The sequence below is a fragment of the Rathayibacter sp. PhB151 genome, from assembly GCF_004366415.1.
In the GTDB taxonomy this organism is placed as follows: Bacteria; Actinomycetota; Actinomycetes; order Actinomycetales; family Microbacteriaceae; genus Rathayibacter; species Rathayibacter festucae.
In genome coordinates this window covers 406,939-430,079 of sequence record NZ_SOEN01000008.1, presented here as the reverse complement: position 1 = coordinate 430,079, position 23,141 = coordinate 406,939, and the positions used below count along the sequence as shown (strand labels likewise).

Below are 23,141 nucleotides of genomic sequence, written 5' to 3'. Positions count from 1 at the left end.
ACCATGAGCAGCTCCTCCCCCACTCTCGTCTGGCTCCGCGACGACCTGCGTCTCGCCGACAATCCGGCACTCCGGGCCGCGATCGACCGCGGCGGCCCCGTCGCCGTCTGCTACGTGCTCGACGAGGAGTCCGACGGCATCCGACCGCTCGGCGGAGCGGCCCGCTGGTGGCTGCACGGCAGCCTGCTCGCGCTCGCGAGCGACCTCGAGGAGGCGGGAGCGTCCCTGATCCTGCGCCGCGGACCGGCCGAGGCCGTCGTGCTGCAGCTCGCCGAGGAGCTGGGCGCGGGCGCGGTGCACTGGAACCGCCGCTACGGCAAGGCCGAGCGGACCGTCGACGCCGCGATCAAGGAGGCGCTGCGCGACCGGGACGTCGAGGCGGAGAGCCACCAGGGCTCGCTGCTCTTCGAGCCGTGGACCGTACAGACCGGCGGCGGCACCCCCTACTCCGTCTACACCCCGTTCGCGCGCGCCTGCCGCAACCGGGACACTCCGCGCGCACCGCTGCCGCGACCGCGCGAGATCGACGGGATCGCCACCGAGGCGGCCTCCGACGTCCTCGACGACTGGCAGCTGCTGCCGACCAGCCCCGACTGGGCCGGCGGGCTCCGCGAGCGCTGGGTGCCGGGCGAGAAGGCGGCGGCGAAGCGGCTGCGCGCGTTCCTCGCCGAGCAGCTCGACGACTACGCCGACGACCGGAACCTGCCGGCGCGCGACGCCACCTCGAACCTGTCGCCGCACCTGCGCTGGGGCGAGATCAGCCCGTTCCAGGTCTGGCACGCCCTGGAGGAGGCGCACGCGAGGGGGCAGCACCGCGGTGAGGGCAGCGACCGCTTCCTCGCCGAGGTGCTCTGGCGCGAGTTCTGCTACCACCTGCTGTTCCACTGGCCCGACCTCGCGACCGCCAACTTCGACTCCCGCTTCGACTCCTTCCCCTGGGGCCACCCGGGCGAGGACAGGATCGACGCCTGGCACCAGGGCCGTACCGGCTTCCCGCTCGTCGACGCGGGGATGCGCGAGCTGTGGAAGACCGGCTACATGCACAACCGGGTCCGGATGGTCACCGCCTCGTTCCTGATCAAGAACCTGCTGGTCGACTGGCGGGTGGGCGAGGACTGGTTCTGGGACACCCTCGTGGACGCGGACCCGGCGAGCAACGCCGCCAACTGGCAGTGGGTCGCGGGGTCCGGCGCCGACGCGTCACCGTTCTTCCGCGTCTTCAACCCGGTGACGCAGTCGAAGAAGTTCGACCCCGAGGGCGGCTATCTGCGCGAGTACGTGCCGGAGCTGGCCGAGCTCGACCGCACCGTGATCCACGAGCCGTGGACGCTCGGCGACACGCTGACGCCGGAGGCGGACGGCTACCCCGCACCGATCCTCGACCTCAAGGAGACGCGGGCGCACGCCCTGGACGCGTTCGCGGTGATCAAGAGCGCGAAGCGCGACATCTCGCGCCCCGACGACGACGACTGACGACGCCGCACCCCGCCGCTAGATGTACATGGCGGGGTCGATCCAGAAGGCCGGATCCGCCAGCGCGTCCTCGGCCCGGCCCAGCGCACGCAGGTCGCGGGCGGGGATCCCGACCAGCACGGCGTGGTCCGGGGCGTCCTTCACCACGACCGCGTTCGCGCCGACGCTGACGTCCGAGCCGAGCACGATCGGCCCGAGGATCACGGCCCCCGCGCCGACGACCACGCGGTCGCCGAGCGTCGGGTGGCGCCGCTCGCGCTTCGCCGACTTCCCGCCCAGCGTGACCGAGTGGTAGAGCATGCAGTCGTCGCCGATCCGCGCCGTCTCGCCGATCACCACGCCCATGCCGTGGTCGATGAAGAGCCGGCGGCCGATCGTCGCGCCGGGGTGGATCTCCACCCCGGTCGCGGCACGGGCCGCCTGCGCGAGCAGCCGCGCAGGCAGGCGTGCGCCGCGCCGCCACCACCGGTGCGCGAGGCGGTGCACCCAGACCGCGTGCAGCCCGGGGTAGGCGAGCACCACCTCCGCCGCGCTCCGGGCTGCGGGATCGCGCAGGCGCGCCGCCGCCACGTCCTCGCGGAGGCGCGCGAGGGCCGTGAGGCGTCCCGTCGTGCCGCGGCGGGGTCCGGCGGCGCTCAGCTGCGGAGGTCCTCGTAGAGGACGGTCGAGATGTACCGCTCGCCGAAGTCGCAGACGATCGCGACGATGGTCTTCCCCGCGTTCTCGGGGCGCTTCGCGACCTCGAGCGCCGCCCACATGATCGAGCCGGAGGAGATGCCGCCGAGGATGCCCTCCTGCGCGGCCATCTCGCGTGCCACGCGCACGGAGTCGTCGAGGGTGACGTCGATGATCTCGTCGTAGACGTCGCGGTCGAGGTTGGCGGGCACGAAGTTCGCGCCGATCCCCTGGATCTTGTGCGGGCCGGCCGTGCCCTGCGTGAGCAGCGGCGAGTCGATCGGCTCGACGCCGATGATCTGCACGCCGGGCTTGCGCTCCTTGAGGACCTGGCCGACGCCGGTGATGGTGCCGCCCGTGCCGATGCCGGCGACGAAGACGTCGACCTCGCCGTCGGTGTCCTCCCAGATCTCCTCGGCCGTCGTGCGGCGGTGCACCTCGGGGTTGGCGGCGTTCTCGAACTGGCGGGCGAGCACGGCGCCGGGGGTCTCGGCGACGATGGCCTGCGCCCTCTCGACCGCGCCGCGCATGCCCTCGGAGCCGGGGGTCAGCACGATCTCGGCGCCGTAGGCGCGCAGCAGGACCCGGCGCTCGGTCGACATCGTCTCCGGCATGGTCAGGATCACCTTGTAGCCGCGGGCCGCGCCGACCATGGCCAGCGCGATGCCGGTGTTGCCGCTCGTGCCCTCGACGATGGTGCCGCCGGGCGGGAGCTCCCCCGACGCCTCGGCGGCGTCGACGATCGCGACGCCGATGCGGTCCTTCACGCTGTTCGCGGGGTTGTAGAACTCGAGCTTGGCCAGGACGACGGCGCTGTCCGCTCCGTCGAGGCGGTTGATGCGGACGAGCGGGGTCCTGCCGACGAGCTGCGTCACGTCGTCGTGGATGCGTGCCATGGTGTGTGCTTTCTGCCGGGGCCGACCGCCCCGGGGCCCCGGGGCGACTGGTGGTGCGGTGATGCCGACGCTCCCCTCGCGGGGACGCACCCTCCACGATACGGAAGCGGCGTGCCCGGGGGCGCCTTCCGACGGTCACGCGCGCCGGATTCCCACCTCCGGGTCGCCTCCGATCAGAAGGTCGCGGACGGCTCGTCACAGGTGCATCTCGTCCTCTCGGAGGACCCCCTCCTCCCGGGCGCGTCGCGTACCATGACCGAGGGGGATCGCACGACCGGCGCGACGACCCGCCACCCTGCATTCGCGCGGCATCACCGCGCCGGAAGGACCTCCCGCTCCATGGCTCTCCCCACCGCATCCCGCAGCTCCGCTCGACCGCTGGGGATGTCGTTGCGGGCAGTGCTGGGCTTCATCGGGATGAGCGCCGTGGCGGGCGTCCTGATCACCGTCGGCGTCACTCCGGCCCTCGCGCTGACGGGCCTCGCGACGAGCAACACGATCGGCATGTTCCAGAACCTGCCCGGCTACCTCGACGCCGGCCAGCTGATGCAGCGCACCAACATCTACGCGGGCGACGGCACGACCCTCCTCGCCTCCGTCTACAACCAGAACCGCGTCGAGGTCGGCTGGGACGAGGTCGCCCAGACCGCGAAGGACGCCGCGGTCGCCGGTGAGGACCCGCGCTTCTACGAGCACGGCGGCATCGACCTGCAGGGCACGCTCCGCGCGCTCGCGGTCACGCTGACCGGCGACGACCTGCAGGGCGGCTCCTCCATCACGCAGCAGTACGTCAAGAACGTGCTCGTGCAGAAGGCCGAGTCGATCACCGACGAGGCCGAGCGCGACGCCGCCTACAAGCTCGCGACCGACCCCACCCCCGAGCGCAAGCTCAAGGAGATGCGCCTCGCGATCGGCCTCGAGAAGGAGACGTCGAAGGACGACATCCTTCTCGGCTACCTCAACATCGCGCTCTTCGGCGGCACGGTCTACGGCATCGAGGCCGCGGCCAACTACTACTACGGCATCCCCGCGAGCCAGCTCTCGACCTCGCAGGCCGCGTCACTGCTGGCGATCGTCAACAACCCGTCGAAGTTCCGCTTCGACGACCCGACCGACGAGGCCAACGGCGCCGCGAACGGGTACGCCGCGACCAAGGAGCGCCGCGACTACATCCTCGGCGAGGAGCTGAAGTACTCGAAGATCAGCCAGGAGGTCTACGACGCGGCGATCGCCGAGCCGATCACGCCGAACATCACGGAGCCCTCCACCGGCTGCGCCACCGCCGGCGACGCGGCGTACTTCTGCGAGTACGTGCTCAACGTTCTGCGCAACGACGAGGCGTTCGGCGCCGACGACGACGAGCGCTACCAGCGGATCCGCCAGGGCGGCTTCGACATCGTCACCACCCTCGACCTCGACATCCAGCAGGTCTCGCAGGCCGCGATCAACGCCTACATCCCGTCCTACGACTCCCGCTTCCAGGTCGGTGCCACCGCCGCCTCGGTCCAGGCCGGCACCGGCCGCGTGCTGTCGATGGTGCAGAACACGAAGTACAGCCAGGACGAGGAGTTCCTCGCCGCGAACCCCGGCTTCAGCGCGATCAACCTCAACGTCGACGTCGACATGGGTGGCACCGCCGGCGTGCAGACCGGCTCGACCTACAAGGTCTTCACGCTCGCGCAGTGGCTGCAGGCGGGCCACACCCTGAACGAGTCGTTCCCCTCGCCGACCTCGGGCTTCCGCTCGTACCCGATGAAGTGCAATGTCGCGAACGACGGCTACTACTCCGGCGAGCGCTTCACACCGAAGAACGACACTCCCTCCGAGGACGCCTCGTCGATGACCGCGATCCAGGCCACGGCGAACTCGATCAACACCGGCTTCATGGGCATGGCCAACCAGCTCGACGTCTGCGACATCCGCACCACCGCGGAGTCGTTCGGCATCCATCGCGCCGACGTCAAGGAGCTGGAGAGCAGGCCTGCGTCAGTTCTCGGCACCAATCCGATCGCGCCGCTCACCCTCGCCAACGCCTACGCCGGCATCGCGAACGACGGGGCGACCTGCGACACGATCGTCATCGACCGGATCACGGACAGCACCGGTGCAGCGGTCGCGCCGCCCGCCTCGTCCTGCACGCCGTCCGTCACCCCCGAGGTCGCGCGGGGCATGCAGTACGCGATGCAGCGGGTCATCACGTCCGGCACTGCCACCGCCTCGGATCCGCGCGACGGCATCGAGCACATCGCCAAGACGGGCACCACCGACGACGCGGCCGACGTCTGGACGGCCGGCGCCAGCAGCGCCGCGTCGCTCGCCGTCTGGGTCGGCAGCATCAAGGGCTTCGAGGACGAGACCAAGCAGAACCTGCGCCGCACGACGCTGACCGGCGAGAAGGGCTCGATCAGAGCAGCGGACGCGCGCCACGCGATCTGGAAGCCGATCATGACGGCGCTCGATCAGAAGTACGGCGGCGACGACTTCATCGCCCCGCCCGCCTCGATGCTCGCGTCGTCTCCGCGCACCGCCACGCTGACCGAGGTGCCGGATGTGACCGGACTGACGGTCGCTGCGGCCACCGCCACGCTCACCGCCGCGGGCTTCACCGTCGGCAGGAGTGAGCCCGTCCAAGTGGCGAGCATCCCCGCGGGCTCCGTCGTCTCGACCACGCCCAGCGCGGACGAGACGGTTCTCCGCGGAGCCATCATCCCGCTGCAGGTCAGCACCGGCGAAGCGCCGACGAACGTCAACGACATCGCCGACCTCAAGGGAGACCTGCTCGAGTAGGGACGCCGGTGGGCAGGCCGCGCCTGACGACGCGCGCCATCCGAGCGGGCGTCTCATGCCATCGGTGACCATGCAGGACGACGGCAACCTCGTGTTCACGAGCGATACGCCTGGTGACTTCACGAGTCCGCACCAGTACACGGTGAGATGGTCGTCTCGCGGCGGCACCGTGCGCAACTGATTCCCGCCCGTGGTCGGGCGTGTTCCGCGCCGCGCGGGAGGAGTCCGGGCGCGCCTGGGCGGGGATGTCGGAGACGTCGCCTAGGGTGCTGGTGCACCGAGAGGATCCATCCTGAAGCGTCCGAACGTCCCCGTCTTCCAGCCCCGTCGCACCGTCCACGGGGCTCTCGGCGCGCTGTTCGGATTCGTGATCGTCAGCGTGCTGGCCGGACTGCTCGCGACCGTCGTGGTGGCCCCGGCCTTCGCGCTCACCGGGGCCGCCACCTCGAGCACGATCTCGGCGTTCCAGTCGCTGCCGAGCTACCTCGAGGTCGGCGAGCTGATGCAGAAGACGGACGTCTACGCGGGCGACCCCGACGACCCGACGCTCCTCGCCTCCTTCTACGACCAGAACCGCATCGAGGTCACCGCCGACCAGATCGCGGCGCCGGTCTTCGACGCCCTGGTCTCGAGCGAGGACCCGCGCTACTACGAGCACGGCGGCATCGACCTGCAGGGGACCCTGCGCGCCGTCGCCAGCACCTACCTCCTCGACGCGGCGCCGCAGGGCGGCTCCTCGATCACCCAGCAGTACGTCAAGAACGTCCTCGTGCAGAAGGCCGAGTCGATCAGCGACGAGAGCGAGCGCGATGCGGCCTACACGGAGGCGACCGCGACGACGCCCGAGCGCAAGCTCAAGGAGATGCGTCTCGCGATCGGGGTGGAGAAGGAGTACTCGAAGGACGAGATCCTCCTCGGCTACCTCAACATCGCGCTCTTCGGCGGCACCGTCTACGGCATCGAGGCCGCGGCCGAGTACTACTACGGCGTCCACGCCGCCGACCTCTCGGTCGGGCAGTCGGCCGCGCTGCTGGCGATCGTCAACAACCCGGAGAAGTTCCGCTTCGACCGCCCGGACGACCCCGACAACGGCGAGGCGAACGGCTACGCGCTGACCACGAGCCGGCGCGACTACATCCTCGACCGGATGCTCGAGTACGGGAAGATCGACGCCGCGACCCGTGACGCCGCGCAGGCGGCGCCGATCGAGCCGGTCATCACTCCCCCGTCGACCGGCTGCCAGACCGCGGGCAGCGCCGCCTACTTCTGCGACTACGTCTCGCACGTGCTGCGCGACGACCCCGCCCTCGGCGACACCGCCGACGAGCGCTACGCGGCGCTCAAGCGCGGCGGGCTCAAGGTCTACACCACGATCGACCTCGGGCTGCAGGAGACGGCGCAGGCGCTGATGGACGAGCAGATCCCCGCCTCGGACCCGCGCTTCGACGTCGGCGCGACCGCCGTCGCGGTGCAGACGGGGACGGGGAAGGTGCTGACGATGGTGCAGAACAAGCGCTACAGCCAGGACCCGGACGTCATCGCGAGCGGGCAGGAGTACTCGGCGATCAACCTCAACGTCGACGCGGACATGGGCGGTGGCAACGGCTTCCAGCCCGGTTCCGGCTACAAGGTCTTCACCCTCGCGGAGTGGCTGAGGTCCGGGCACACGCTGCTCGAGCAGTTCGACTCGAAGCGGAAGAACTGGACCGGCTTCACGGACAGCTGCGAGGGGAGGCAGGACTACGCCTCCTACAACCCGAAGAACGCCGGCGACGGCGCCTACTCCGACACGCAGACCGCGCTGAACTCGACGATCTGGTCCTTGAACACGGGCTACACCGGGATGTCGCACCTGCTCGATCTCTGCAGGATCCGCACGACCGCCGAGTCGTTCGGCATCCACCGGGCGGACGGCGGTGAGCTGAGCCAGTCGGCCGCGTCGGTCATCGGCACGAACGAGGTCGCGCCGATGACGATGGCCGTTGCCTACGCGGCGATCGCGGACGACGGGACGCGCTGCACCCCCGTCGTGATCACCGAGATCACCGGTCCGGACGGCGTCTCGATCCCGCCGAGCGAGTCGGAGTGCACGCGGGCGGTCTCGTCGTCGGTCGCCCGGGCGATGCAGTACGCGATGCTCAGGGTGACCGCGGAGGGCACCGGCACGCAGGCCGACCCGAAGGACGGCGTCCAGCACATCACCAAGACCGGGACCTCGGACAACTCCGCCGACACCTGGGCGCTCGGCGCCTCGAGCTCCGTCTCGCTCGCCGTCTGGGTGGGCAGCATCAAGGCGCAGGACAGCGGCTCGCGGGTGAACCTGGAGTCGATCGACTTCGCGAGCGGCTGGGCGCCGAGCGCGCGCCACCGGATCTGGAAGCCGCTGATGACCGAGATCGACTCGCTCTACGGCGGGTCGGACTTCGCCGCCGCCGATCCGGCGATGATCGCGGCGCCGCAGGTCGTCGTGCCCGACCTCGCGGGCCGCAGCAGCGACAGCGCGACCCGGACGCTCACCGACGCCGGCTTCACGGTCGGGTCGATCACGCAGGTGGACTCGACCCAGCCGCAGGGTGCGGTCGCCGGCACCGTCCCCGCGGCCGGCACGACGGTCGACAAGGGCTCCGTCGTCGGCGTGACCCTCAGCACCGGCACTCCGCCCCCGGCCGACTCGCCCCCGCCCGCCTCGCCCCCGCCCGCCGCCGCGCCGCCCACCGGCTGAGGCCGACCGGCCGCCATCACCTCGACGAGGAGCGGACCCGCGACACGCCGTCGCGACGGAGGGAACCGTTCCGCCCGATCGGACATCTCTGAGCATGACCGCTTCCTCACCGCCTCGAGAAGCCGGAGTGTCGTGGGCGACCGCGCTCTCAGGTGACCCCGACGACTTCGGCCGCCTCTACGACGCCTTCCGGCAGCGCGTGTTCTGGCACGCGCTCCGCCACACCCGCGCCCTGCACGACGCCGAGGACGTGACGGCGCTCGTCTTCCTGGAGGCGTGGCGCCGCCGGGCGTCCGTCCGGCTCGTCGACGGGTCCCCGCTCCCCTGGCTGCTCGCCACGACGAACAACGTCGCCCGGAACGCCGGACGGTCGGCACGCCGGCACCGGCTGGCTCTCGGGCGCCTGCCCGAGCCGGAGCACCAGGACGACTTCTCCGGCGACTCCGACCGGCGGATCGACGACGAGCCGCGACGCGAGGCGATCCGCCTGGCGTTCGGAGTCCTCGGCCTCCGCGACCAGGACGTGCTGTCGCTGTGCGTCATCGCCGAGATGCCCGTCGCCGACGCCGCCGCGGTGCTCGGCGTCCCCGAGGGAACGGTCAAGTCCCGGCTCTCCCGGGCCAAGGGGAAGCTCGCAGGGCTGATCTCCGATCTCACCGCCGACGCAGCCACCGATGGAGGTGCACGATGAACGACAAGCCCGTGATCGATCCGGAGCGCGACCGCGCCTTCCGTCGCATGATTGTCGAGAACGCCCGTGCCGACCGGGCTCGGCGGCCGCTGCGCCACCGCGCCTCCTTCCTCGTCGGCCTCGTGACGGCGGCCGTGCTGCTCTCCGGCGGCGGGGTGGCGGTCGCCCTGACCGGCGCGTTCGACCCTCCGGAGCCGGCGCCCGTCGAGACGGCGGCGCCGGAGCCCGTCCCGACACCGACCGAGACGCCGACGGCCACGGCCACGGCCACCGCCGCGCCCGTGCCGGCGCCGACCCCCGTGCCGACGGAGACCGCGGCGACCGCCGACCTGTCCGCCTGGGTGATCGGGTTCGACGGCATCGGGCCGATCGCGTTCGGCGGGAGCAGCGAGTCCGCCTCCGCCGCCCTCGACACGACCGCTCTCGTGCCGTACGACTTCGGGATCGAGGAGTGCCGCTCCGATCGGCGGGGTTCCGCGGAGAACCCCCAGGCCTGGATCATGGCGGTCTCCGACGAGCCGGGCAGGGTCACCCTCCTGAACGTCTTCGGCTACGGGGTCGACGCGACGCGGGCAGCCGCCGCGTTCCCGCGCACGGCGGAGGGGATCGGGATCGGCTCGACCGAGCAGGAGCTCCTGGCGGCCTACCCGGGGATCACCCCGGCGGATCCGGTCGCCGGTGACGACCTCTACGCGCTGAGCGACGGCTCCGGGCGGACCCTCTGGTTCCGGATCGCCGCCGACCAGGGGACCGTGGTGGACATCACGCTGAACGAGCAGCCGGTGCTGACGATCGGCGGCTGCGGGGCGTGAGGCCGGTGGCGGTGCGGCTCGAGGTCGGAGCCGCACCGCCGCGACGCGCCGGAGCCGGCGCTGCGCCCGTCGGCTCTCAGTGGTGGAAGCGGTGCACGACCGCGTGGCCCTTGCCGCGGCCGATCAGCCAGCGGTTGACCGGGGTGGTGACCACGAAGGCCAGGGCGAGCGAGCCGGCGAGAGAGCCCCAGAAGAGGCCGGTCGCGAGTCCCGCGTCCATCGCGCCGGGGATCGCCAGCATCGCCGTGTTGTCGATGACCTCCATCACGGCGATCGAGACGGTGTCGGCCGCGAGGGCGATGCCGACGGCGGCGCGCCAGGAGACCCCCGCGCGGAGCACGCCGCGCATCGTCAGGGCGTAGCCGAAGGCGAAGGCGAGCACGAGGGAGAGCACGACGGTGCCGAGGTTGTGCAGCCCGAGCGCGGTGCCGAGCACCATGCCGAGGACCTCGCCGATGGCGCAGCCGGTGAGGCAGTGCAGAGTCGCCGTGGCGGCGGTCCGCCAGGACGTCGCGGCGGAGGCGGAGTGGGTGCTGTGGTCGTGCGCGGCGTCGGTCATCGGTGCTCCCTCGGTGTCGGTCACCGTGGTGCAACATACCCCCAGGGGGTATATTCCCGAGGCGGGCGATTCCCTGCGACCGAGGGGGTCAGAGCTGGACGGCGGCGGCCGGCAGGAGGCCGAACTCGACCAGCTCGGCGTCGGTGAGGAGGCGGCTGCGGATCATGAAGCGCTTGCCCTCGGGCGCCTCGACGCTGAAGCCGCTCCCCCGCCCGTCGACCAGGTCGACGGTGAGGTGGGTGTGCTTCCAGTACTCGAACTGGGTTCGCGACATGTAGAACTCGATCGGCTCGAGGCCGTCGACGTGCAGCGTCTCGACGAGCACGTCGGACGCCCCCGTGCGGAACATCCCGACCGGGAAGCACATCGGCGAGCTGCCGTCGCAGCAGCCGCCGGACTGGTGGAACATCAGCGGGCCGTGCAGCTCGCTCATCCTCCGCAGCATGCCGGCTGCCGTCTCGGTCACGTCGACGCGCGTGCTGTCCATGTGCAGTGTCCTCTCGGGGTGGTGTGTCGGCGGTGGTCTCGATACGTCCGCTGCGCGGGCTGCTCGACCAGCATGTCCGCGTGAAGTGCGAAGCGGAGCAAGGGGTGCGTGCTGCCGCAACTGCGGGAGGACGTGGGTCTCGATACGCCCGCTCCGCGGGCTACTCGACCAGCATGTCCGGCAAGGGAGAGCGCGGAGCGCGAATCCGCGTGCCAGCGGATTCGCGTAGCGCGACGCTCCCCGCTCCACTCAGCGCAACCACCTCGGTCAGCCGACCGCGGCGGTGATGACGAGCGGAGCGAGGAATCGCCGCAGGAGAGCACGGCGCGTGCCAGCGGATTCGCGGAGCGCGACGCTCCCCGCTCCACTCAGCGCAACCACCTCGGAAAGCCGACCGCGGCGGTGATGACGAGCGGAGCGAGGAATCGCCGCACAGCGGCTCAAAAGAAGCCCATGGGCCCTTCCGCGTAGCTGACCAGGAGGTTCTTCGTCTGCTGGTAGTGGTCGAGCATCATCTTGTGGTTCTCGCGGCCGATGCCGGACTGCTTGTAGCCGCCGAAGGCTGCGTGCGCCGGGTACTGGTGGTAGGTGTTGGACCAGACGCGGCCGGCCTCGATGGCGCGGCCGGCGCGGTAGAGCTGGGCGCCGTTGCGGCTCCAGACTCCGGCGCCGAGGCCGTAGAGGCTGTCGTTGGCGATGGCGATGCCGTCGTCGAAGTCCTCGAACGAGGTGAGAGCGAGGACGGGGCCGAAGATCTCCTCCTGGAAGATGCGCATGGAGTTGCGCCCCTCGAAGACCGTCGGGTTGACGTAGTAGCCGCCGCTGAGGTCGCCGCCCAGGTCGGCGCGGTCGCCGCCGATGAGCAGCTTCGCGCCCTCCTGCTTGCCGATGTCCATGTAGGAGAGGATCTTCTCCAGCTGGTCGTTGGAGGCCTGGGCGCCGATCATCGTCGAGACGTCGAGCGGGTTGCCCTGCTTGATCCGGCCGACGCGCTCGAGTCCGTCGCCGACGAAGTCGTCGTAGATGGAATTCTGCACGAGAGCGCGGGAGGGGCAGGTGCAGACCTCGCCCTGGTTGAGGGCGAAGAACGAGAAGCCCTCGAGCGCCTTCTCGTAGAAGGAGTCGCGCTCGGCGGCCACGTCGGCGAAGAACACGTTGGGGCTCTTGCCGCCGAGCTCGAGCGTGACCGGGATGAGGTTCTCGCTCGCGTACTGCATGATCAGGCGGCCCGTGGTCGTCTCGCCGGTGAAGGCGATCTTGCGGATCCGCGGGTGCGAGGCGAGCGGGGCGCCGGCCTCGATCCCGAAGCCGTTGACGATGTTGAGGACGCCGGCGGGCAGCAGGTCGTGGATCAGGTCCATCAGGACGTGGATCGAGGCGGGGGTCTGCTCGGCCGGCTTGAGGACGATGCAGTTGCCGGCGGCGAGCGCCGGGGCGAGCTTCCAGACCGCCATCAGGATGGGGAAGTTCCAGGGGATGATCTGGCCGACCACGCCGAGCGGCTCGTGGAAGTGGTACGCGATGGTGTCGTGGTCGATCTCGGAGACACCGCCCTCCTGGGCGCGCAGGGCACCGGCGAAGTAGCGGAAGTGGTCGATCGCGAGCGGGATGTCGGCGGCGAGGGTCTCGCGCACCGGCTTGCCGTTCTCCCAGGTCTCGGCGACCGCGAGCATCTCGAGGTTCGCCTCCATCCGGTCGGCGATGCGCAGCAGCACGTTGGAGCGCTCGGCGGGGCTGGTCTTGCCCCAGCTCGGGAACGCCTTCCAGCCGGCCTCGACCGCGCGGTCGATGTCCTCAGCGGTGCCGCGGGCGATCTCGCAGAACGGCTTGCCGGTGATCGGGGTGATGTTCTCGAAGTACTGGCCCTTCGCGGGGGCGACGTACTCGCCTCCGATGAAGTGGTCGTAGCGCGAGCGGAACGAGGCGACGGATCCCTCCGTGCCCGGGTTGGCGTAGACCGTGGACTCCGGTTCCTTCGGTGCCTGGTCGGCTACCGGGTCGGCGTACAGCGTCATGTGGACCTCCATCGACGTCGTTGTCGGGTGAGTGCGGGGTGTCGCGCTCGATCCGACCGTACGTCGCGGGAGGTTGCACGCCGTTGCACGGCCGCGCGGCGCCGGAGGCGGCGGCCGGGTGCGGGTCAGCGCTGCTCGGCCTCGAGCTCCTCGAGGTGCGCGACGATGCCGGCGCGACGGGGCGAGCGGCGTGGCAGGATCCGCAGCAGCTCGGCCCAGACCTCCGCGTCGTCGTGGCCGTCCGGCCCCTGCGCGTAGGCGAGCAGCGTCTCGGCGGCGGCGCTGGTGAGCACGGTGGCGCGGACCCGGGCGCGCAGCTCGTCGGCGATGGCGCGGACACCCGGGGCCTCGGAGCCGGGGAGCGGGGCGCCGGCGTAGGCGTCGAGAGCGAGCCGGTGCGCGCCGCGGTCGAGCAGGCCGACCACCTGGCGCGCGTCGAGGTCGACCGGGCTGGCGAGGCGGTACGGGCGCGAGAGCGGCACCAGCCGCGGGAGGCGCGGCTCGAGGATCCGGCGCAGGCGCACCATCTCGGCACGCACGGTGACCACCGCGTCCTCCCGCCCGTAGAGCAGCTCGGCGAGCGCCTCGGCGGACAGTCCCGCGCGGTGCCAGGCGAGGAGGGTGAGGATCTCGGCGTGCCGGGTGGAGAGCTCGAGCTCGACGCCGTCGGCGGTGACGACGCCGGTCTCGCGGCCGAGGACGCGCAGGCTCGGCGCGCGGGCCGCCGCGGGCCGGGGTGGCGAGCGGCGGGGCTGCGCGCGGCGGGGGCGCTGCAGCCGCTGCACCATCAGCTGGCTCTCGACGGCCGCCGCGGTCGCCTCCATCAGCGGGAGAGTCTGCGGGGCGACGACCTCGGCGCCGCCGGTGATGTCGATCACGCCGAGGATCTCGTGGGTCTCGGGGTCGTGGATCGGCACCGCCGTGCAGCTCCACGGGTGGACGAGCGAGGCGAAGTGCTCGGCGCCGTGGATCTGCACGCCGTGGTCGAGGACGAGGGCGGTGCCGGGGGCGGAGGTGCCGACGTCGGGCTCGGCCCAGGCGGCGCCCTCGACGAAGAGCATCCGCTCGGCGGAGCTCTTCAGCGCCTGGTCGCCGTCGATCCAGAGCAGCCGCCCCAGCGCGTCGCCGACCGCGACGAGCACGCCGCTGTCCTCGTCGGCGTCGCGGACCAGGAGGCGCCGGATGACGGGCAGCACGGAGGCGAGCGGGTGGCCCATCCGGTAGTCGCGCAGCTCGTCGCTCGAGAAGGACAGCGGCGCGGTGAGCCGCTCGGGGTCGAGACGGTGGCGGCGCGCCCGCTCCCAGGAGGCCTCGACCAGCGGGCGGCGGCGACCGCTGCCGGGCAGGGCGAGCCAGGGGTTGGTCATCGGATCCGCCCCCTCGTCGTCGATCGGTGAGGCGCTCAGGCGCCGCGGCAGGGCAGAGGCTACTCCGCGAGGCTCGACGGCGCCTCAGGCGCGACGACCTCGGGCCTCCTGCGGCGCGCACTCCCCCGGCGCGCGGGCACCGCCAGGAGCAGCACGGCGAGCACGAGGACGGCGATGCCGGCGACCGCGTCGGGGGTCAGCCGCTCGCCGAGCAGCGCGACGCCGAGGAGGGTCGCCGTGGCCGGCTCGACGAGGGTCAGTGTCGAGACCGTGGCGGCGGGCAGGAGGCGGAGGCCGCGCGCGAAGAAGGTGTAGGCGATCGCGACGGTCACCACGCCGAGCCAGAGCACGGCGGGAAGGGACCCGGCGAGGCGCCCGGGGTCGCCCGCCAGGAGGATCGGCAGCGCAAGCAGCGCGGCCGTGCCGAACTGGGCGCCCATCGCGGCAGCCGGGCTGAAGCCGCGCTCGAGCAGCAGCTTGCCGCAGACCGCGTAGAGCGCGTAGGCGGCGCCCGCTCCGGCCGAGCCGGCCAGACCCGGCACGGAGACTCCGCCCGCGGCGCCACCGGTCAGCAGACCGGCGAGCAGCACGACGCCGACCGCGGCGAGCGCCGTCGAGACGAACCAGCGCGGGCTCGGGGCGGTGCGCAGGACGAGCCACTCGAGCAGTCCGGTGAAGGCGGGGGCGGAGCCGAGCGCGACGATCGTGCCGACCGCGACGCCGTTCTCGGCGGTGCCGGTGAAGAAGGAGGGCTGGTACGCGGCGACGCCAGCCGCGCCGAGGAGCACGAGCAGCACCGTCGAGACGCGCGGCCTCCGGGCGGCGCGGCGGGGAGCGCGCGCCGTCTCGACGCCGAGCAGGGCGGCCAGCAGCGCCCCGCCGAGCACGATCCGGGCGGCGCCGAGCAGCAGCGGATCGACGCCCTCCGCGCCGAGCGACTGCGCGGTGCCGGTGGTGCCGAAGCAGACCGCGGCGAGGAGGATCGCGGCGACCGCGGACCCGCGAGACCCCATCTCCGCCCCGTCCCGCGGCCGGGCGGCGCGCGGGCTCCAGTCTGGCAGCGGCGGACCTTCCGCCGTTCAGGTTCCGGGCCCGGGATGGCGGTACGGTCGAGGCGAAGGCGGGTGGAGCATGGGCATCGCGGAACCGTTCGACGTGGAGAGCTATCGGCGCAGCGCGCACGGCAGCCTCCACGACCACTTCTCGATCCGCGAGTTCGAGGAGGCGCCGCTGGATCGCGAGGCGATCGTCGCGTCCGCCTACCTCCGTGCTCTCGAGCACGCGGCCGTCGTGCGGGTGCTGCCGCTCGCGCGGGCGCACCCCGACCCGCGGGTGCGGTCGTTCGCGACGACCTGGGCCGCCGAGCGGCACCGGATCGCCGACGCGCTCGGCGAGGTGCTGGCGGCCTCGCCTCGGATCCGCGGTGTCGAGACCGGACCGGCCGAGCCCGTGGTCCGGAGCCGGGTGCTGCGCGACCGCTCGTCCCGGCTGCTCGCGGGGCCCGTCGCCCTCGCGCTGGCGGTCGACGCGCAGATCGCGCTGCACGCCTACCGCCGCCTGGCGCGGTTGTCGCTGCACCCCGAGATGGAGCGCCTCGCCGAGACCGTCGCCGCGATCCTCGAGCGGCACGCCGACTTCTTCGGCGAGCTCGCGGCGGACACGATCGGCCGGCCGCTGCGCCGCCGGATCGTCGCCGCCGCCGTGCTCGCCGCCGTGCGCCTGCCGGTCGGCGAGGCGGCGCTGCCCGAGGAGCTGGCCCGCGAGGGACGCGAGCTGGTCTTCGGCCGCGACGACGGCGGACTCGACGGGATCGACGCGGGCGTCGTCGCGCTCTACGCGCTGCCCTGCACGGCGGCGCGGCGACTGCTGCGGCCGCATCAGACGCTGCCGCTGCGCGCGGCGGTGCAGGCGGGGCGCGTCGGTGCGGATGTGGTCGCGGGAGTGCGGGAGCTGCGGTCGCTGGTCGCGGACTGAGCGGGCGGCGACCCTGAGAGCCGCGCTGTGCGAGGACGCCCTCCGCGCTAGGCGGATTCCCGCTGGACGAGGCTCACGGGCAGGATCCGCTGCCGGTCGACCTCGCGTCCCTGCAGGACGGCGACGACGGTCTCGGCGGCGATGCGGCCCATCTCCGCGAGGGGCTGGCGGATCGTCGTGATCGGCGGGTCCGTCGTGGTCGCGATGACGACGTCGTCGAAGCCCACGACCGAGACGTCCGTCGGCACGCGCCGCCCGGCGGCCCGGAGGACGTGGATCGCGCCGTGCGCCATCAGGTCGGAGGAGGCGAAGATCCCGTCGAGATCGGGGTAGCGCTGCAGGAGGCGCACCATCGCGGTCACGCCGCTCTCGACCGTGAACGCACCGTGCGCGAGGGGCGTGTAGTCGATGCCCAGGTGCTCCAGTTCGTCGCGCCAGCCGCGCAGCCGCTCACGGGCGGGCTTCATGTCATGGGGGCCCGCGATGATGCCGAGTCGCCGACGGCCGGACTCGGCCAGCACTCGCGCGGCGAGCCTCCCTCCCCCGTAGTTGTCCGCATCGATCACGAGGGCGTCGTCCGCGAGGGCGACCCGCGGGCGTCCCACCCAGGCGATCGGGGCCGGAGAGTCCGCCAGCTCCTGGGTCACCTGGGTCATCTCGTTCTGCAGGATCACGACGGCCCCGTCGACCGCGCGCGTGCGGAGGAGCCGGGCGACCCGGCCCCTGTCGTCGTAATCCGCGGGCAGTAGGACCGGCTGGATTCCCTGCGCGTGCAGGCTCGCCGCGGCGCCCTTCAGGACCGCCGTGAGGATCGTCCCGGGCAGGCGGTCGAGATCCTCGAAGGCGACGATCAGCGCGATCGAGCCCGCGCGTCCCCCGCGCAGCATGCGGGCGGCGCCGTTCGCCTCGTAGCCCAGCTGCTTCGCGGCGCGCTCCACGGCGGCGGCCATGCCGGCGTCGACGTTGGTCCTGCCCGCGAGCACCCGAGCGGCGGTCGCGCGGGACACCCCCGCGATGCGCGCGACGTCCACCAGTGTCGGTTCAGCCATCGCCTGTCCTTCTGTCGAGGAGGAGCGACCGCCATGGCGTCGCGGGAGCGCCACGAGTCACCGTGCTGTGCTCCGAAGACACAGGATGTCAGAGTTCGGTCCACGCACTGCCAGCTGCGATCGGGGGCTTGCGGGCGCCGCGGGACGCGGTGCGCGTGATGCCGGAGTCCCTATCCGCCGAAACACCCGTGTCACCTGCCTGGGGTACGGTGACCGCCGGGGTTCGCGAGGAGACGCATGCAGGGAGCAGGACGGCTGGCACGGCGCCTCGGCGTCGGCGCCCTCGCCGCGCTCGTGCTGGCGGTCGGCGCCGGGATCCCCGTCTACGTTCTGCCCGCGATCGATCCGGTGCCGGAGCACGCCGACGCGGTGCTCGTCCTCGGGCCGCCCACCCGCGCGCGCACCGAGCTCGGCCGCGACCTCGTCGAGGCGGGCGTGGCCGACACCCTGGTGATCTCGGTCTGGGCGTCGGATCTGGCCGCGGCTCCGGGCGAGAACGACGTCGTGGCCTGCGACGAGCCGGACATGGAGGTGATCTGCTTCACCGCCGACCCCGGGACGACTCAGGGCGAGGCGCGCGCACTCGCCGACGACGCGCGGGCGGACCACTGGGACAGCGTCGTCGTCATCACGCAGACCCCGCACATCGCCCGGGCGCGGCTGCTGCTCGGCCGCTGCTTCGACGGCGAGCTGTCGATGGTGTCCTCCGGCGAGCCGTACACGCTCGGCGACTGGGCCTACGAGTACGTCTACCAGACCGGCGCGTTCGTGAAGGCGCTCGCGGACCCGGCCTGCTGACCGGACCCGCGCCGACCGGACCCGTGCCGACCCGGCCCGCTCAGCCCAGCAGCTCCCGGACGTCCTCCGCGGTGATGCCGCCGGTCGCCGCCGCGCCGTCGTCGGACATGACGGCCGCGAACAGGGCGGCCTTCGCCTCCTTGAGCGCCATCACCTTCTCCTCGATGGTGTCCTTCGCGACGAGCCGGTAGACCATCACCGAGCGGGTCTGGCCGATGCGGTGGGCGCGGTCGACGGCCTGCGACTCCGTCGCCGGGTTCCACCACGGGTCGAGCAGGATGCAGTAGTCGGCCTCGGTGAGGTTGAGACCGAAGCCGCCCGCCTTCAGCGAGATGAGGAAGACGCCCGCCTCGCCGGAGCGGAAGCGGTCGATGACCTCGTCGCGCTTCTTGGTCGCGCCGTCGAGGTAGGCGTACTCGACGCCGGCCGCGTCCAGCCGGCCGCGCACCCGGGCGAGGAAGCGGGTGAACTGGCTGAAGACCAGCACCCGGTGCCCCTCGGCGAGCGCGTCGGCGAGCAGCTCGTCGAGCAGGTCGAGCTTGGTCGACGGCACCGTGGCGTGCGCCTCGTCGACCAGGGCCGCGTCGAGCGCGACCTGGCGGAGCACGGTGAGGGCGCGGAAGATCGCGAACCGGTTCTTCTCGAAGTCGCCGATCAGGCCGAGCACCCGCTGACGCTCGCGGGCGAGGTAGGTGTCGTAGACCTTGCGCTGGCGGGTGCCGAGCTCGACCTCGATGGTCTGCTCCTGCTTGGGCGGCAGCTCCGTCGCGACGAGCTCCTTGGTCCGGCGGAGCATCAGCGGGCGGATGCGGCGGCGCAGCTGGCTGAGGCGCTCGGTGTCGGCGTCGCGCTCGATCGGCTTCTGGTAGTACTCGGCGAAGCCGGCCGGCGAGGGGAAGAGGCCCGGAGCGACGATCGACAGCAGCGACCAGAGCTCCATCACGTTGTTCTCCATCGGCGTGCCCGTGATGGCGAGCTTGAACGGCACGTCGAGGCGCCGGGCGAGCTGGTGGGTGGCCGACTGGCGGTTCTTGACGAACTGCGCCTCGTCGAGCAGGAAGCCGGACCACTGGATCCCGGCGTAGGACTCGTAGTCGAGGCGGAAGAGGGCGTAGGAGGTGACGACCAGCTCGGCCTCGCCGATCATCGTCGACAGCGCCTTGCGCTTCTTCTTCGAGGTCTCGTCGATGCCGACCACGCGCAGGTCGGGGGCGAAGCGCTTGGCCTCGCCGACCCAGTTGGGCACGACGCTCGTCGGGGCGACGACGAGGAACGGGCGGGGCGAGGTGCCCGCGCTCTCGGCGGCCGCGCGCTGCTCCTGCATCACCCGGGTGACCAGCGCGAGCGACTGCACGGTCTTGCCGAGACCCATGTCGTCGGCGAGGACGCCGCCGAGCTGGTTGTCGTAGAGGAAGGAGAGCCAGTCGTAACCGAGCTGCTGGTACGGACGCAGCTCGACGGCGAAGCCCTCCGGGAGGGCGCGGGACTCGAGGGCGCCGGTCGCGGTGAAGCCGGAGAGGCCCTCGACCGAGCGGCGCCAGGCGGCGGCCTGCGCCTCGACGACGCCGAGCTCGACCAGCTCGTCCCAGAGCGAGGACTGGAAGCGGCTGATCCGGAGCGTCTCACTCGGGTCGTCGGAGAGCTCGCGCGCCTCGGCGATCAGCTCGCGGAGACGGCCGAAGCGCTCGTCGTCCAGCGCGAAGTAGACGCCGCTCGGCAGCACCATGTACTCGTCGCCGCGGGCCAGGGCGAGGAAGATCTCGGCGAGCGGGACCGCCTCGTCGTTGACCGTGACCGAGATCTCGAGGTTGAACCAGTCGCGGCTGTCCGGCTGGGCGACCGTCTGGACGGCGACGACCGGGGCCGTCTCCGCCTCGCGGTACTCGACGCGCTGGCCGATCTCCTCGATCTCGACGGTGCCGAGCTCGCGTAGGCGCTCGACCTCGCCGGTGAGGAAGCCGACGGTCTGCATGCCGCGCAGATCGAAGGTGGGGCGGAGGCGGCGGCTCGACGGCGAGACCAGGGCGGGGGTCGACTCCGGGTCGATGCCGGCGCCGCCGAGCGAGTCGAGGATCCGCTGCTCGGCCTCGGCGTCGCGGTAGCCGGACTCGTCGTCCAACCGCAGCGGGAGACGCTCGGCCTCGGTGCCGCGACCGCCCTCGATCCCGTAGCGCCACCACCAGGAGCCGCGCAGGCCCGCGCCCTCGGTGTGCTCGAGGGTGAGGCCGAGCCGCGGCTCGGGGACGGGCGGCGCCTCGAAGGAGCCGTCGCGCGAGACGATGTCGAAGAGGCGGTGCAGGCGCTGGTAGTGCTCGGTGAGGAAGGCCGACTCCTCCTGCTCCGGGATGCGGATCGGCTCGTTGCTCCAGAGGAACGTGCGCGCGGAGGAGACCAGCGGCGCCGCGAACGGCACGAGCGTGACGGCCTTGCCGCGCAGCTCGTCGCCCTCGTCCCAGGTGTAGAGGCCGACGGCGGGGTCGCCGATGAAGCCGAAGTGCTCCGGAGCCGGGTGGTCGCCGATCGCGACGAGCGAGCGCAGCTCGAGGCCGGCCGGGGTGCGGGTGACGTCGATGGACGCCGTGGCGGTGGTGTCCAGGATCTTCAGCGGGGTCTGGTCGCGGTCGCCCATGACCAGGCCGATGCCGGCGCGGACGGCGCCGTGCAGGGCCGCCCAGATCGCCTCGCTCCGGCACTGGTCGAGGTAGAGCCAGGTGTCGGGCGAGTAGTAGCTGGAGGCGCTGTGCCCGGAGAGCAGGCCCTGCATCTCGCGGACGACGTCGATCTGTCGCTCGTCGTAGTCGTGGCTGTAGTGCAGGTAGCCGAGGTCGCGCCAGCTGGTGCCGGTGCGGACCCAGCGGTCGCGGTCGCCCATCCGCACCGGGCGGACGCCGAGGCGCGGGCGCGGCTCGGGCGGCGGCCGGTAGCTGTTGTAGCGGCCGGGCGGGCGGCGCACGGGCTCGCCGGGGAGGAGCTCGAACTGGAGGCCGAGCGGGATGCCGGAGTGCGAGCGCTCGGCGCCCGCGAGCAGCGGCGCCAGGGCGCTGCGCCACTCCGGGACCGCGTCGACGGCGGCCTCGCCGGGGAACGGGCCGCTCAGGGCGCCCTCGCGCTCGCGGCGCAGCGCCTCGATCAGCACCGCGGCGACGTGCTTGCACTCGTGCTTGACCGGGCAGCTGCAGGCGCCGCCGAGGAGGATTGAGTGGTCGCCCTCGTCGCGCAGCTGCACGCTCACGGCGTAGGGCGAGCGGCCGGAGCCGCGCACCTGGCCGAAGAGCCGGGTGCGCCCGCCGAACCACTGCAGCTCGGCGACGCGGCCCTCGTCGGCGTAGGCGACGCCCTTCTCGAGGGCGGCGGTGCCGACGAGTCCCCGGATGTCCTGCTCGCTGAAGGGTTCGCGGCCCTCGGCCCCGGGCGCGGCCGAGGGGGGCAGCACCTCTTCGGGGGGACTCTGGCGGGCCATGGACCTCACGCTCTCCGCGCACCGACCGGAGCGCATCCGTCCATTCAACCCGATTCCGGAGGCGCCGGGAGCCGCGGGGCGGGATCCGCGCCCTCCGCGCCCGCTCCTACGATGGACGGATGCCCCGCCTGTCGATCGTCTCGGCGCACACCTCGCCCCTCGAGCAGCCCTCGACCGGCGACGCCGGCGGGATGAACGTGTACCTCGCCGGGGTGCTACCCGAGCTCGCGGCGCTCGGCTGGGAGGTCACCGTGCTCACCCGCGGCGAGGGCGTGCGGCGGCTCGCGCCGGGGGTCTCGGTGGTCGGCGTGCCGGTCGAGGCGGCGGACAAGTACGCGCTGGCGGCCTCCGCGCCCGCGTTCGCGGCGGCGGCCGAGGGTGCGGACGTCGTGCACTCGCACTACTGGGTGTCGGGGCTGGCGGGGGCGCTCACCGGCGCTCCGCACGTGCACTCGATGCACTCGAACTCGCTGGCGAAGAACGTGCGGCTGGTGCCGGGCGACGTGCGGGAGCCGGAGGAGCGGATCCGCGCCGAGCGCTCGGTGCTGGGCTCGGCCGACGCTGTGGTCGTCGCGGGGGCGTCGGAGCGGTCGGACGTCGTGGACGGCTACGGGGTGGATCCCGCACGCGTGCTGGTCGTGCCGCCGGGGGTGGATGCGCGGTTCTCGCCGGGTGACGGCGAGCGCGCGCGGGAGATCGTGCTGCTCGGGCGGGTGCAGCCGCTGAAGGGGCAGCTGCTCGCGGTGCAGGCGCTCGCGCGGATCCCGGTGGGCGAGCGGCCGCTGCTGCGGCTGGCGGGCGGGCCGGCGCCGGGACGCGAGGGATACCTGGAGGAGGTGCGCGCGGCGGCGCGGGAGCTCGGCGTGGACGAGTGGGTGCGCTTCGAGGGCGTGGCCGACCGGGAGACGGCCGCGGCGCTGCTGCGCGGCGCGCGGCTGGCGCTGGTGCCGTCGGCGGCGGAGACGTTCGGGCTGATCGCGCTCGAGGCGGCGGCGAGTGCGACGCCGGTGCTCGCGCGGCGGACGACCGGGCTGGTCGACGCGGTGCGCGACGGCGAGAGCGGCGTGCTGATCGACTCCGGCGACCCGGCGGTGTGGGCGGCGGAGATCCGCCGGCTGCTCGCCGACGACGCCGAGCGCGCGCGTCTCGGCCGCGGCGGCGTGGAGTGGGCGGCGGCCCACACCTGGGCGGCCGCGGCGGCGCGCCTGGACGCGCTGTACCGCGGGCTGCTGCGGACGCGCGCCGCCTCCTGCTGATCGAGCAGCCCTCGGAGAGGGCGTATCGAGCGGAGGGGGCGCCTTCGGCGCCAGCGCAGGGCGGGGAAAGGATCTTGTGGCTGGCTCGTTGTGGTTGGACGATGGAGGGGTCGCGGTCGA

At 72.7% G+C, this 23,141-nt stretch carries 17 protein-coding genes; 8 read left to right on the top strand and 9 right to left on the bottom strand.

The features are described from left to right. Positions 1-3: 3 nt before the first annotated feature. Entirely contained in the window at positions 4-1,473 is a 1,470-nt protein-coding gene (locus tag EDF35_RS15660) for a deoxyribodipyrimidine photo-lyase (protein WP_133962999.1), read from the top strand. 18 nt (positions 1,474-1,491) lie between these two features. On the opposite strand, the gene epsC is transcribed toward EDF35_RS15660, so the two are convergent. Together epsC and cysK are read right to left on the bottom strand one after the other, a co-directional pair. Further along, positions 1,492-2,043: a serine O-acetyltransferase EpsC gene (epsC, locus tag EDF35_RS15655; protein ID WP_243840012.1), complete on the bottom strand. Its 552-nt coding sequence runs from the start codon at positions 2,041-2,043 to the stop codon at positions 1,492-1,494. A gap of 65 nt (positions 2,044-2,108) precedes the next feature. Beyond that, positions 2,109-3,044, bottom strand: coding sequence for a cysteine synthase A (cysK, locus tag EDF35_RS15650; RefSeq protein WP_133962998.1), 936 nt, complete (start codon positions 3,042-3,044; stop codon positions 2,109-2,111). 384 nt (positions 3,045-3,428) lie between these two features. On the opposite strand from cysK, the gene EDF35_RS15645 reads away from it, so the two are divergent. The 4 genes from EDF35_RS15645 to EDF35_RS15625 all read left to right on the top strand — a co-directional run bounded on the left by EDF35_RS15645 (position 3,429) and on the right by EDF35_RS15625 (position 10,056). After that, positions 3,429-5,831 carry a transglycosylase domain-containing protein gene (locus EDF35_RS15645; RefSeq protein ID WP_166674133.1) on the top strand — a complete coding sequence of 801 codons (2,403 nt, stop codon included), beginning with the start codon at positions 3,429-3,431 and terminating at the stop codon, positions 5,829-5,831. A gap of 367 nt (positions 5,832-6,198) precedes the next feature. Then, positions 6,199-8,553, top strand: coding sequence for a transglycosylase domain-containing protein (locus EDF35_RS15640; RefSeq protein ID WP_133962996.1), 2,355 nt, complete (start codon positions 6,199-6,201; stop codon positions 8,551-8,553). A gap of 127 nt (positions 8,554-8,680) precedes the next feature. Beyond that, entirely contained in the window at positions 8,681-9,244 is a 564-nt protein-coding gene (locus EDF35_RS15630; protein WP_243840011.1) for a sigma-70 family RNA polymerase sigma factor, read from the top strand. After that, positions 9,241-10,056, top strand: a complete 816-nt coding sequence (locus EDF35_RS15625) for a hypothetical protein (protein WP_133962994.1) — start codon at positions 9,241-9,243, stop codon at positions 10,054-10,056. Before EDF35_RS15630 ends, EDF35_RS15625 begins: the two co-directional genes overlap by 4 nt. 76 nt (positions 10,057-10,132) lie before the next feature. On the opposite strand, the gene EDF35_RS15620 is transcribed toward EDF35_RS15625, so the two are convergent. From EDF35_RS15620 to EDF35_RS15600, 5 genes are all read right to left on the bottom strand, one after another. After that, positions 10,133-10,639, bottom strand: coding sequence for a DUF4396 domain-containing protein (locus EDF35_RS15620; protein ID WP_243840010.1), 507 nt, complete (start codon positions 10,637-10,639; stop codon positions 10,133-10,135). Positions 10,640-10,703: 64 nt separating this feature from the next. Continuing rightward, the gene (locus tag EDF35_RS15615) at positions 10,704-11,102 is read right to left on the bottom strand and encodes a DUF779 domain-containing protein (protein WP_123732813.1); all 399 of its coding nucleotides are present in this window, start codon (positions 11,100-11,102) and stop codon (positions 10,704-10,706) included. Between the two features lie 440 nt (positions 11,103-11,542). Next, entirely contained in the window at positions 11,543-13,117 is a 1,575-nt protein-coding gene (locus EDF35_RS15610; protein WP_133962993.1) for an aldehyde dehydrogenase family protein, read from the bottom strand. A gap of 125 nt (positions 13,118-13,242) precedes the next feature. Further along, positions 13,243-14,484 carry a helix-turn-helix domain-containing protein gene (locus EDF35_RS15605; RefSeq protein WP_243840009.1) on the bottom strand — a complete coding sequence of 414 codons (1,242 nt, stop codon included), beginning with the start codon at positions 14,482-14,484 and terminating at the stop codon, positions 13,243-13,245. A gap of 59 nt (positions 14,485-14,543) precedes the next feature. Continuing rightward, positions 14,544-15,497, bottom strand: a complete 954-nt coding sequence (locus tag EDF35_RS15600) for an EamA family transporter (protein WP_133962991.1) — start codon at positions 15,495-15,497, stop codon at positions 14,544-14,546. A 118-nt stretch (positions 15,498-15,615) separates the two neighbouring features. On the opposite strand from EDF35_RS15600, the gene EDF35_RS15595 reads away from it, so the two are divergent. Beyond that, positions 15,616-16,458 carry a ferritin-like domain-containing protein gene (locus EDF35_RS15595; RefSeq protein ID WP_133962990.1) on the top strand — a complete coding sequence of 281 codons (843 nt, stop codon included), beginning with the start codon at positions 15,616-15,618 and terminating at the stop codon, positions 16,456-16,458. 47 nt (positions 16,459-16,505) lie between these two features. Here the strand turns inward: EDF35_RS15595 and EDF35_RS15590 are convergent, their stop codons facing one another. Beyond that, positions 16,506-17,507: a LacI family DNA-binding transcriptional regulator gene (locus tag EDF35_RS15590; RefSeq protein ID WP_133962989.1), complete on the bottom strand. Its 1,002-nt coding sequence runs from the start codon at positions 17,505-17,507 to the stop codon at positions 16,506-16,508. Between the two features lie 237 nt (positions 17,508-17,744). Between EDF35_RS15590 and EDF35_RS15585 the strand changes: the two genes are divergently transcribed. Then, positions 17,745-18,305 (top strand): hypothetical protein, encoded by a 561-nt coding sequence (locus EDF35_RS15585; protein ID WP_133962988.1) that lies wholly within the window; start codon positions 17,745-17,747, stop codon positions 18,303-18,305. 40 nt (positions 18,306-18,345) lie between these two features. Here EDF35_RS15585 and EDF35_RS15580 read toward each other — a convergent pair whose 3' ends face one another. Then, positions 18,346-21,765, bottom strand: coding sequence for a DEAD/DEAH box helicase (locus tag EDF35_RS15580; RefSeq protein WP_133962987.1), 3,420 nt, complete (start codon positions 21,763-21,765; stop codon positions 18,346-18,348). A 119-nt stretch (positions 21,766-21,884) separates the two neighbouring features. Between EDF35_RS15580 and EDF35_RS15575 the strand changes: the two genes are divergently transcribed. Next, complete coding sequence (locus tag EDF35_RS15575; RefSeq protein ID WP_133962986.1) at positions 21,885-23,021, top strand: glycosyltransferase; 1,137 nt, start codon at positions 21,885-21,887, stop codon at positions 23,019-23,021. Positions 23,022-23,141: the final 120 nt, after the last annotated feature.

Coding starts and splice junctions, on each gene's coding strand:
- EDF35_RS15660 (WP_133962999.1), top strand. CDS start 4: ATGAGCAGCTCCTCCCCCACTCTCGTCTGGCTCCGCGACGACCTGCGT.
- cysK (WP_133962998.1), bottom strand. CDS start 3,044: ATGGCACGCATCCACGACGACGTGACGCAGCTCGTCGGCAGGACCCCG.
- EDF35_RS15645 (WP_166674133.1), top strand. CDS start 3,429: ATGTCGTTGCGGGCAGTGCTGGGCTTCATCGGGATGAGCGCCGTGGCG.
- EDF35_RS15625 (WP_133962994.1), top strand. CDS start 9,241: ATGAACGACAAGCCCGTGATCGATCCGGAGCGCGACCGCGCCTTCCGT.
- EDF35_RS15615 (WP_123732813.1), bottom strand. CDS start 11,102: ATGGACAGCACGCGCGTCGACGTGACCGAGACGGCAGCCGGCATGCTG.
- EDF35_RS15610 (WP_133962993.1), bottom strand. CDS start 13,117: ATGACGCTGTACGCCGACCCGGTAGCCGACCAGGCACCGAAGGAACCG.
- EDF35_RS15605 (WP_243840009.1), bottom strand. CDS start 14,484: ATGACCAACCCCTGGCTCGCCCTGCCCGGCAGCGGTCGCCGCCGCCCG.
- EDF35_RS15600 (WP_133962991.1), bottom strand. CDS start 15,497: ATGGGGTCTCGCGGGTCCGCGGTCGCCGCGATCCTCCTCGCCGCGGTC.
- EDF35_RS15595 (WP_133962990.1), top strand. CDS start 15,616: ATGGGCATCGCGGAACCGTTCGACGTGGAGAGCTATCGGCGCAGCGCG.
- EDF35_RS15590 (WP_133962989.1), bottom strand. CDS start 17,507: ATGGCTGAACCGACACTGGTGGACGTCGCGCGCATCGCGGGGGTGTCC.
- EDF35_RS15585 (WP_133962988.1), top strand. CDS start 17,745: ATGCAGGGAGCAGGACGGCTGGCACGGCGCCTCGGCGTCGGCGCCCTC.
- EDF35_RS15580 (WP_133962987.1), bottom strand. CDS start 21,765: ATGGCCCGCCAGAGTCCCCCCGAAGAGGTGCTGCCCCCCTCGGCCGCG.
- EDF35_RS15575 (WP_133962986.1), top strand. CDS start 21,885: ATGCCCCGCCTGTCGATCGTCTCGGCGCACACCTCGCCCCTCGAGCAG.